Consider the following 10047-nt stretch of genomic DNA (forward strand, 5'->3'; position numbering starts at 1 on the left):
CCTGGCTCGGCCCGGCGCGGGCGCCCGGCTCAGCGCGGGGCGGTCTCGCCGAGCCAGCCGAGCGCGGAGACCTGGATGCCGGCCTGGAAGCGGCTGCGGGCGTCCATCCGCACCATCAGGTCCGCCATCATCCGGCGGACGGTGCGCAGCGAGACGCCGAGCCGCTGGCCGGCCCGTTCGTCGGTGAGGCCCTCGGCGAGCAGGCGGAGCAGTTCGCGTTCCTGGCCGGTGAGGCCGTGCGGGTCGCGGCGGCCGGTCTCGCCGAGGGGGTTGGCCTGCTCCCAGATCTGCTCGAAGAGGGCGCGCAGGGCGGCGATCACCCCGGGGCTGTGCAGCAGGACGGCGCCCTTGCGCGGGTCCTCCGGGTCGATCGGGACGATGGCGGTGGCGTTGTCGACCAGGATCATCCGCAGCGGCAGCGTCGGCACGGTGCGGACGGCGCCGCCCAGGCTGTGCAGCCAGCGCGCGTACTGCACGGTGGCGGGGTCGTTGCGGACGCTCTCCTGGTAGACGGTGCGCATCCGGACACCGCGTTCCAGGGTCTGCTGGTCGAGGATGCGGCTGGCCTCCATCACCTGCGGGGGCTGCGGGCCGCCGGGCGCGAAGGCGAGCACCTCGGCGGCGGCGTCGGAGGCGAGTTGGACGAGCCGGTCGCGGACGTCCTCCAGGCTGGAGATCAGCTCGATGCCGGGCTGGTTGGCGGGCGCGTGGACGCTCGCGTACTCGGCGATCAGGCCGGCCATCGCGGCGCGGCTGCGTTCTATCTCCTGCTGGCGCCGGGCGGCCTCGGCCTCCTGGCGGGCAAGTAACGCGGCCAGTCCGAGTTCGGGGTTGACCGCGCGCCAGCGGTCCTCGGAACCGGTCGGCCGGGTGAGTGCGAGATCCGCCAACTGGTCGAGTGCCACCCGGACTTCGGCCGCGGGGGCCTCAAGCCGCCGGGCGATCCCCCGGGTGTCCAGCTCGGGGTGGAGCAGCATCGTGCGGTAGACCGCTTCGCCGAAGGGATCGAGGCCGATCGGCTGCACCCCGCTCAACAGCCCGCCACCAGAGACGCCGTACCCATCACACCCTCCGTCGCCCGACTCGGAACCGGTGGACCCGTCAAGGCGGTCAGCGTAGCGCCACCCGGCCGAACATAGAACGCTCTTGCGGACGAATATGGTGATGCGGTGCGTGAACCGTGGGGGAATTCCGCCCGACCGGGCGCCGGACCAGCGAAACCTCCCGCGCCGCACCGGAGTCGGCCCGACCACCGGTGACAGTTTGTTGCCAGGCAGATGTGTGCCATACGTGCCGCGCCCCGCCCCACCCGCCGATCGGTCAGTCTGAACGATGTGTACGTGATTCGCGTCCGGCTGGAGACGCGGGGCGGTCGGCCGCCCGGCGAGCCGGTGGTGGCGCCCGCGGTCCGCGACGGGTTGGAGCGCGCGCTCCGCGGGCCCGCCGCCGGGCTCAGCCATGCCCGGATCCGGGTGGCGGCCGGGGTGCTCGACGCGGTGCTGTTCGTGACGGCCGCCGGACTGCTGGCGGCGGAGGCCGGTGTGCGCGCCGCCTGCGCGGAACTGACCGGCGCCGAAGGCGTCCTGGCGGGCTGGCGGGTGCGGCACTGCGAGGCGGACAGCTGGCTGCTGCTGGGCCTGCACGAGCTGCCGACGCACCGCTGACGGAAGGCGCCGGCCGGCGCAGGGCCCCGGCCGGCGGGAGGCGCTGGTGCCGCGGGCCGGCGGGAGGCGCGGTCTGCTGGTGGCGCGGGCCGGCGGGCGGCACGGCCGGTGAGGGCGGGAGACCCCACGGCACTTTGGTGCCAGATGCGGCCGGCTGGCCTCAGGGTGTCACGGCACTGTGGTGCCAGCTCCGGCTGCTGACACGGACCCCGGTCGGCGGCACTCTCATGGTGTCGGCGCAAACGACGGACCGGAACACCGGGACTGCAGCCCCCACGGGGCCCGGAACGGACCGCACGCAGCCGCCGCAGACCAGCTCGCCCCGGTAGCAGCCCGGGGCTCAGCCGAAGCGAGAGGATCGGGCACCGCCATGACGAAGAAGGTCCGTTTCATCACGATTGCCGCCCTCGGTCTCAGCACCCTGACCGGCGCCGCCGCCACCGCGGTCCTGTCGGCCGGCTCCCCGGCGGCCGTCGTCTCCTCGGCGGACGGTGCCCCCGCCGGCGAGCCCGCCGCCCAGCCGGCCACCGTCGCCACGCCCGTCCCGGTCCCCTCGCCGACCGACCCGCAGAAGACCTGGGGCTGGGGCTGATCCCGCCGGCCGCCCCGCTCCTGCCGACCACCCCCGCAGACCGCCCCTTCTGCCGACCACCCGCCCGCGCACCCGACACGTCGACGCCACCGAGGTAGCCGGATGACCACCGTTCTGGAACCGCCCGCCATCGCACCCGTCACCGCGCCCGTCACCGCACCGGTCGACGCACCGGTCGGTGCGCTCACGGCCGGACGCACCACCGCCCGGACCGCGGCCGTCCGCGTCCTGCTCGCCGACGGGCACCACCTGTTCCGCTCCGGGCTCGGCGCCCTGCTCGACCGGGAGGACGACCTCGCCGTCGTCGCCGAGTCGCCCACCGCCGAGGAGGCCGCCGCCGAGGCCGCCCGCACCCGGCCGGCGGTCGCCGTCCTCGACCCGGACCTGCCCGGACCGGGCGGCCCCGCCACCGCCGCGCTGATCCGCGACCGGGCACCGGCCACCGCCGTCCTGCTGCTCACCGCGCAACCGCGCCCCGCCGACCTGCAGCGCGCGGTGGCGGACGGGATCGCCGGGGTGCTGCTCAAGGACGTGCCGCCGGCCGCGCTGATCTCGGCCGTGCGCGAACTCGCCCGTGGCGGGCGGGTGTACGACCCGCGGCTGGTGGTGGACGTGGTCCGGTCCGGCCACGGGGTGCCGCTGACCCCGCGCGAGCTGACCGTGCTGGGCCACGTCGCCGACGGGGCGACCATCAACGAGGTCGCGGCGGCGCTCTCGCTCTCGCCCGGGACGGTCCGCAACTACGTCTCCGCGGCCATCGCCAAGACCCGCGGGCGCAACCGCTGCGACGCGATCCGGATCGCCCGCGAGCGCGGCTGGCTCTGAGCCGCGCGGCGGTCGGCCGAGGCCGGCCGGCGGTACGAGCCGCGCCCGGTCCCCGGTGCCCGGCGCCCCGCCCACCACGGCGGGGCACCGGCGCGTCCGCGTCCGCCGGCTGCTACGTCGGCTGCTCCGTCGAGGCGCCGGCGGCCCGGCGCGTTCAGCCGTCGGCGCGGGACTCCCCCACGATGTCGGCGAACCCGTGCGCCGTGCGCGGCACCCCCGCCGGGCGGCTGCCGATCAGGAACTCGCCGACCGAGGACTCCGCCGTCCAGTCCAGGCCGAGCGCGCGGGCCGCCGCGTCCGTGTCCCCCGAGCCGAGGCCGCACGGCGCCAGCCCCATCGCCGTCGCCACCAGGTAGAGCGTCTGGTAGACGACGCCGACGTGCTTGAGCGTCAGCGCGTACGCGATCTGGCTGTACTTCCAGGAGAGCCGGCCGAACCGCGAGGTGACGGTGAGCAGCACCTGCGGGTCGACGGTACAGCCGGTGGCCCGCCAGGCCGCCGTCATCAGCTCGCGGAACGCCGCCTCGTCGCCCGGCCCGGCGAACGGGCGCGGCCGCAGCCGGTGCGCGGCCGCGTCGTAGCGGTAGACGCCGGGGACGAGGCCGTCGCAGCGGACCACCGAGAGGTACACCTCCAGTTCGCCCGTCGCGCCGCCGGCCGGGTAGGGGCGGTCCACCACGTCGTAGCCGTGCGGGTCGGCCGGGTCGCCCGGCACCACCCGGCGGATCCGGGCCACCCGGTAGAGCAGTTCCGCGAGCTGGGCGAGGGTGACCGGCGTGTCGGCGTAGGCGCGGACGGAGCGGCGGCCCTCCAGCACCTCGCTGAGCGCCGGGTCGCGGGCCAGCACCTCGTCCCAGTCGGGGACGGGCAGGTCGATCCCGGTGCCGTCCTCGCGGGCGCCCGCGCCGGGGATCGCGGGCAGCTGGGCGACCTCCGGGTGGGCGAACAGGCCGCCGCTGGGGTAGTCGTGGCGACCGGGCCGGCTGCGGGCGTGGAACAGCAGGTCGTGGAAGTCCCAGAGCGGCGGCTCGCCCTGCGCCCCGTCGTCCAGGAACCCGGCCCCCGCCAGCAGTCCGGCCAGCGCCTGCCCGGCCGCCGGGGTGAGCCCGGCCAGCAGCGCCGCCTCGGCCACCGGCCGGGCGGCGGTCACCGCGGCGACGAACGCGCCCGCCGCGGGCCGGTGCAGGGTGAGCCGGAACGGCGCCGTCGGGGACTCCAGCACACAGGCCCCGGCGTGCTCCTCCGGCAGCCGTCGCAGGTAGGCGAAGCGGGAGAGCACCACGGCGTCGGGCGGCCGGACCGGGGCCGGCAGGCCGGCCGAGCGGGCGATCGGGACGGCGGTCGCCAGCGGTTCGCCGAGCGGGTCGGTGAGGCTGGTGGTGACCAGGTAGGGGAAGCGCCGCAGCAGGTGGAACAGCCGGCCGCCGTCGCCGAGCCGGTCGAGCTCGCCGAGGTCGACGGTGTCCTCGGTGAGCGCGGCGATCCGGCGGACGGTCGCCGCCCCGAGCGCGTGCACCCGCTGGCGGCCCCAGGGGTGGCTGAGTTCCAGGTCGTCGCCCTGGGCGGTGACGACGACCTCGGGGCGCAGCCGCAGCAGGGTGCGCGGCTCCCCGCCGGGCCGGCCGGCCGCGGGGGCGGGGCCGGTGGGCAGCTGTTCGGTCACGGTCATGGGGTACCTCGTTTCCGGTTGCCGGGAGGGCGCGGGCCGCCGCCGTCCGCCGGGTGGGCGGGGCGGGCGACGGCCCGGCGCTCGCTCGTCGTCAGATGAAGATCGGGACGGGGTTGAGCTCCTCCTCCGGGGTGGGCTCGTTCAGCCAGCCGAGGGCGAGCGGCACGTCGTAGAGCCGGCCGGGGGCGAAGCGGGCCCAGAAGTGCCGCATCCCGGGGACGATCACCTTGGCCACCGGCAGGCCGACGTCGGGCCGGGTCTGGTCGAGCACCAGGAACTCCATCCCCCTTTCCTCGACCAGGCGTTGGGCCAGCGCGAGGTCCTCGGCGAGGTCGTCGCCGGCCAGCGCGGCCCAGTGGCCGGGGCCGGCCGCCGGGGCGGCGGGGTCGGGCAGCAGGTAGGGCTGGTTGGCGACGGTCGCGCTGGTCCACCAGGCCTTCTGCTCGGGGTCGGCGCCCGCGTAGTCGACCTCGCCCCGGGCGTTGCCGCCGACCGGCCCGAGGAACTGGTTCATCTCGGTGAGCGCCCGGGTGAGCGCGATGTGCGGGTCGAGGTGGGCGCCGAAGGCGATCAGCACGTCCTCGGTGGGCTGGTCGGTGCGCCGGGAGAAGGCGCCGGCCACCGGGATGCCGAAGTCCGAGGTGAGGTCGAGTGCCCAGATCTCCCGGTTCAACCCGCGGTAGATCTCGCGGAGCCGGCTGATGTACGGGTCGCCGAAGGCGTCCAGGTCGATCGCCGGGCGGTTGACCCGGTTGTACCACCAGAGGGCGACCGCGTCCCGCTCGACCAGTTCCAGGAAGCCCTGCAGTGCGGCGTCCTCGAAGGACGTCCCGGCGGCGCAGCCGTTGGAGTCGCCGGCGGCGAAGAAGCCGTGGCGGTGCCGGTAGCCGTAGTAGAGCGACATCGTGGGCAGCCAGCGGGTGCGCTGTCCAGTGAGCGACCAGGCGGGAGACCAGTCGATGCGGTCGTCCTCGCGGAACCGCTCGGGCACGGTGTTGAACATCGACCGCTTGGCGTTCCAGCGGTCGCGTTCGGCGTACTGGCGGTCGCTGAACAGCAGGGTGCGGGAGGGGTGGACCGCCGCGTCGCCGAGTTCGGTGAAGCTGGCGAGCCGGCGGGCCTCGTCGCCCTGGAAGACGCCGGAGTGCCGTTCCATCGCCTCGCCGAGCGCGCTCGCCCTGGCCTGGACGTCGGTGCGGCCCTTGCCGCAGCTGAGCGAGCGCAGGCCGGTGCGCAGTTGGCGCAGGTCGCCGCTCTGCCGGGAGAGGTTCTGCCCCGAGACGTACACGCGCAGGCCCGCGGGGGTGCGGCCGGAGGGCACCATCGAGGTCACCACGCCGGTGACCGGGGAGAGTTGGGGGCTGTAGCGCTCCAGCATGTCCTCCGGGGAGGCGGAGCGGTGGCCGCCGTCGGCGGTGAACGCCTTGGGGCGGCTCTCGAACCGGACCGGTTCCAGCTGACGCTCCGTCATGAGCCGTGCGTTGCCGCAGGCGTGGCACTGGGGGCGGCGGACCAGGCGGTGCCGCTCGGTCTCCAGCCGGACGGTGTCCAGGGTGAGCACCACCGGCTCGGCGGGGCGGACGCCCGCCAGCCACTTGGCGGCTTCCAGGGCGGCGAGTTGGGCGCCGGTCTGCAGGGTGGGCGCGAGGTGGGCGCCGGCGGTGGAGACCGGGCCGTCCTGGCCGAGCCGGTGGCGCAGGTAGCTGAGCGACTGCCGGTTGGCGGAGAGCCGGTGGGCGAGGCACTCCCAGCAGCCGGTGGCGCCCTCCGCCCCGGCGGGGCCGGGGACGAAGACCGGGCCGATCCAGAGGATCGAGCCGACCGGGCGGGCGAGCAGCCAGGGGCGGCCGCTCTCCCGGGCGGCCCGGTCGCGCTCGGCCAGGCCGGGGTGCAGGTAGTCGTCGGCGAGCGCGACGGTGAACTCGGCGTCCTCGTCGACGGTGACGCCGGCGGCGGCCAGGGCGGCCAGGAAGGGCTGCGGGTCCAGGTCGCCGTGGACCTCGACCCGGGCGCGGGCGGTGCGCAGCGCCTCGCCGGCGGCGGCGCCGTCCAGGCCGGCCATGTCGAAGTACGCGGCGGCGGCCGGGTCCTCGACCCGCCCGGCGTCGGCCAGGTAGCCGCGGTCGCGCAGCCGCTCGACGGCGCTGCGGACGCGGTCGGCGGGGACGGTGCCGTGCAGCGCCTCGCCGATCTGCTCGGCGGTGCGGGTGCCGTCCAGCAGCGGGGCGAGGGCCTGCGCGAGCCGGCCGTCGACCACGGAGACGCCGCGCTCGGAGACCAGGTAGACGGCCTCGCCGTCGACGATGTAGGGGGTGTAGTGGCGCTTGAAGCCGATCGTGGGCGTCTCGGACATGGCGGGTCCCTCGGGGTGCTCGGGGTGCGGGCGGGGTGGCGGCGGACGGCTCACGGCTAACAACTGACAGATGATGAAATCTGTCATCTGCCAGTTGTCGTCTGTTATCTGTTCGCTGAAAGTTGTTCGCTGACATCTGTTCGCGGGCGCCGGCCCTGCGGCCGGAGGCCGTCAGCGCAGCGTGGCGAGCGGTATCGCCGCCGGGTCGAGCAGGCGCAGCAGCAGGAGGCCGACGGCGGCGGTGCCGTCGAGTGCGCCGGGGTTGATCCGGTCGTCGGCGGCCCGGTCGGGGTGCCAGCTGCCGGTGGCGCGGTGGCGGGCGATCAGTTCCCCGGCCAGCAGGGCGGCGGCCTCCCGGCCGTCGTAGAACGGGCCGGGCAGCAGCGAGTCGGCGGATTCGGGCAGGGTGTGCAGCAGGCCCGCCTCGGCGGCGGTGAGCGCCTCACCGGCGGTCGCGACCAGGTCGCGGGTGGAGCGGGCGGCGATCTGCCGCCGGTCCACCGGCGGGGTGAGCGCCTCCAGTCCGGCCGGGTCGACCACGCCGGAGCCGAGCGCGACCGCGGTCTCCAGGCAGGCGAGCCGCCCGGAGCGGGTGGCGGTGGCGAAGCGGTGGCCGCGCAGCCGTTCGCGGACGGCGTCCGGGGCGGCGAGCAGCGCGGGCGCCTCCGCGACGGTCCGGGCCAGCGCGACCGCGACGGAGTCGGCGCCGGCGGGGACGAGCCCGAGGAAGCCGGGGCCGGCCGCGCCGGCCCCGTCCGGCGTCCGCCCGGGCCCCGCCGCCACCGTCACCGCCTCGGCCTCGCCCTCCGCCGCGTCCGCTGCGGCCAGGTGGTCGAGCGCGGCGGCGGCCAGCGTACGGATGCCGTCCTCGGTGGGCGCGTGCCCGGGCCCGGTGGCGCGGCGCAGCCGGAGCAGGTTGAGCAGCAGGCCGGCGCTGCCGAGCGGCAGGTCCGGGTGCGGGGCGCGCGCGGGGCGTCCCGGGCGGCCGGCGGCGGGGCCGGCCACGGCGACCGACCCGGGGACGAGGGCCTGGGCGGCGTCGAGGAACTCCGGTTCGCCGAGCAGCGTGCCGCCCCGGGCGAGGGCGTGGATCAGCGAGCCCGGTCCGGCGAGCCCGCCGGGGACGGGTGCGCCGCCGGCGAGCCGGCTGTCGGCGGCGAAGAGGAAGGCCCGCGGCGAGGCCGGGTCGATCAGCCGGGCCGCCTGGGCGAGCGTGCGGTGGGCGGCGCGGTGGAAGCGTGGTTCGCCGGTGGCGGCCCAGAGTTCGGCGAACAGGACGGCGAGCCCCGGGCTGCCGGTGACCAGGTCCAGGCCGAGCACCTCGACCTGGCGCAGCCCGGTGCCGGGGTACCAGCTCTGTCCGAGCCAGCCGTCGCCGCGCCGGTCGGCGAGGATGCGGTCGCCGATCCGGACGGCGTGGCCGAGCAGTTCGCCGCTGCCGGGGACGGCCGTCCGCGTCGCGGCCGGCCCGGCCGGCTCCGCCGCACCGGCGTCGCCGCGGTCCGCGGCCTGTTCGGCGCCGCCCCGGGCCGCGTCGATGCAGCCGCTGAGCACGGCGGTCTGCGCGTCCAGGTCGAAGCCGTCGAGTTCGGCGACCCGCCGCTGGAGCCGCTGCCACCCGGTGCTGCGGAAGTGCCCGGGGATCTCCCGCCCGTCGGCGGTGAACACCGAGGAGGAGGTGGTCAGCGAGCGGAAGAACGGGATGTCCAGCTGCCGGAAGGCGTCGATCTCGGCGAGCACCACCTCCAGCAGGTCGGTGCGGTGCGGGGAGTCGGCCAGGACGGGCGTGGTGCCGTGCAGCGCGCCGGCGATCACGGTCTCCCGGGTGGCGCCGCCGTCCAGGGCGAGCGGGCTGGTGGACGCCCGGATGATCTTGTAACCGTCCCAGGTGTGCCGCCAGATGTAGCGCACCCAGATCCCCCGGAACGGCGCCAGCGGGCCTTCCGGCGAGGCGAGTTCGTCCCTCACCCGGGACAGTGCCCGGTGCATCTCGCGGTACCCCGCGGTCACCTCCGCGGTGTACTCCCAGGGGTCGGCGGTCTCCTCGCCCCCGGCGGCGTCCGGCGCGACCGGACGGTAGGGCGGGAGCGGCAGCGCGGGCACGCCCGGGGCGACCTCCAGGCTGCCGATCCGCGAGAGGCAGCCGATGTCCAGGGCGCCGCCCTCCCGGGCCGGGGTCCAGGACTGGAAGGCCATCGCGGTGCGCACCACGGTCGCCTCCAGCTCGTCGAGCAGCCCGTGCTGGTCCGGGCTGATCGCCGGCGGCGGCTGCACGCGCGGGTAGAGCAGGCACTCCAGGTCGATCAGTGCCGGGTACTCGCCGTCGGCGAGCAGGTTGTCGGCCCACAGGTCGCGGCCCTCCAGCAGTTGGACCAGCCGGATCGTCATGCCGAGCCGCCGGTAGAACCGGGCGAAGCCGCCGCGGTCGGCGCACGGCCGGTGCGGGACCAGCTCCTCCCAGCCGTAGTCGCTCGCGCACTCGGCGGCCAGCGAGGCGGCGTGGCCGTCGTCGCCCCGGTCGCTGCGGACCAGTACGGTGCGCAGCGGGAGGTCCAGCGGGAGCTCCCGGTTGAGGCGCTCGACCAGGCCGAGGAAGGCGGTGGCGTGCCGCATGTCCTTGGGCTTGTAGACGACCGAGCGGCCGTCGGCGAAGTGCAGCAGGGCCACCGAGCGGCCGCCGGCGTGCCGGTCGCCGGCCTCGCCGCGCACCGAGTCGAGCGGGCCGGGGTCCGTGCCGTTCCACATCCGCTCGACCAGCAGTGCGCGGTCGGCGGCGAGGCGGGCGAACAGCTCGGTCTGGGTGTGCTGGTACTGCCGGCAGACCGTACCGACCAGGTAGGCCAGCGCGGGAGCGGGTCGGGAGGGGCGGGCGGGTCGGACGCCGGCGGGCTGCTGGTGCTCGTCCAGGACCTTTTCCACGTCTGGGACTTCTTCCGCGGCAAGC

The 10047-nt window shown here is 76.3% G+C and carries 7 protein-coding genes; 3 read left to right on the forward strand and 4 right to left on the reverse strand.

Annotated features, from left to right (window positions below):
• Positions 1–29: 29 nt before the first annotated feature.
• Entirely contained in the window at positions 30–1025 is a 996-nt protein-coding gene (locus tag ABZ885_RS14570) for a LuxR C-terminal-related transcriptional regulator (protein ID WP_360187604.1), read from the reverse strand.
• Between the two features lie 315 nt (positions 1026–1340).
• On the opposite strand from ABZ885_RS14570, the gene ABZ885_RS14575 reads away from it, so the two are divergent.
• The 3 genes from ABZ885_RS14575 (at position 1341) to ABZ885_RS14585 (ending at position 3081) form a co-directional block, all read left to right on the forward strand.
• Complete coding sequence (locus ABZ885_RS14575; protein WP_360187593.1) at positions 1341–1664, forward strand: hypothetical protein; 324 nt, start codon at positions 1341–1343, stop codon at positions 1662–1664.
• A 370-nt stretch (positions 1665–2034) separates the two neighbouring features.
• Complete coding sequence (locus tag ABZ885_RS14580) at positions 2035–2256, forward strand: hypothetical protein (RefSeq protein ID WP_360187595.1); 222 nt, start codon at positions 2035–2037, stop codon at positions 2254–2256.
• A 102-nt stretch (positions 2257–2358) separates the two neighbouring features.
• Complete coding sequence (locus tag ABZ885_RS14585; RefSeq protein WP_360187597.1) at positions 2359–3081, forward strand: response regulator transcription factor; 723 nt, start codon at positions 2359–2361, stop codon at positions 3079–3081.
• A gap of 154 nt (positions 3082–3235) precedes the next feature.
• Here ABZ885_RS14585 and ABZ885_RS14590 read toward each other — a convergent pair whose 3' ends face one another.
• The 3 genes from ABZ885_RS14590 to ABZ885_RS14600 all read right to left on the reverse strand — a co-directional run bounded on the left by ABZ885_RS14590 (position 3236) and on the right by ABZ885_RS14600 (position 10022).
• A complete protein-coding gene (locus tag ABZ885_RS14590; protein WP_360187599.1) occupies positions 3236–4750 on the reverse strand; it encodes a SagB family peptide dehydrogenase in 1515 nt (504 codons plus the stop codon).
• A 91-nt stretch (positions 4751–4841) separates the two neighbouring features.
• Positions 4842–7103, reverse strand: a complete 2262-nt coding sequence (locus tag ABZ885_RS14595) for a TOMM precursor leader peptide-binding protein (RefSeq protein ID WP_360187601.1) — start codon at positions 7101–7103, stop codon at positions 4842–4844.
• A 171-nt stretch (positions 7104–7274) separates the two neighbouring features.
• A complete protein-coding gene (locus ABZ885_RS14600) occupies positions 7275–10022 on the reverse strand; it encodes a DUF4135 domain-containing protein (protein ID WP_360187603.1) in 2748 nt (915 codons plus the stop codon).
• Positions 10023–10047 lie beyond the last annotated feature (25 nt).

Source organism: Kitasatospora sp. NPDC047058, assembly GCF_040643935.1.
Lineage (GTDB): Bacteria > Actinomycetota > Actinomycetes > Streptomycetales > Streptomycetaceae > Kitasatospora.

Excerpts from the sequence above, each read along its gene's own strand:
- ABZ885_RS14580 (WP_360187595.1), top strand. The coding sequence starts at position 2,035 with ATGACGAAGAAGGTCCGTTTCATCACGATTGCCGCCCTCGGTCTCAGC.
- ABZ885_RS14595 (WP_360187601.1), bottom strand. The coding sequence starts at position 7,103 with ATGTCCGAGACGCCCACGATCGGCTTCAAGCGCCACTACACCCCCTAC.
- ABZ885_RS14590 (WP_360187599.1), bottom strand. The coding sequence starts at position 4,750 with ATGACCGTGACCGAACAGCTGCCCACCGGCCCCGCCCCCGCGGCCGGC.
- ABZ885_RS14585 (WP_360187597.1), top strand. The coding sequence starts at position 2,359 with ATGACCACCGTTCTGGAACCGCCCGCCATCGCACCCGTCACCGCGCCC.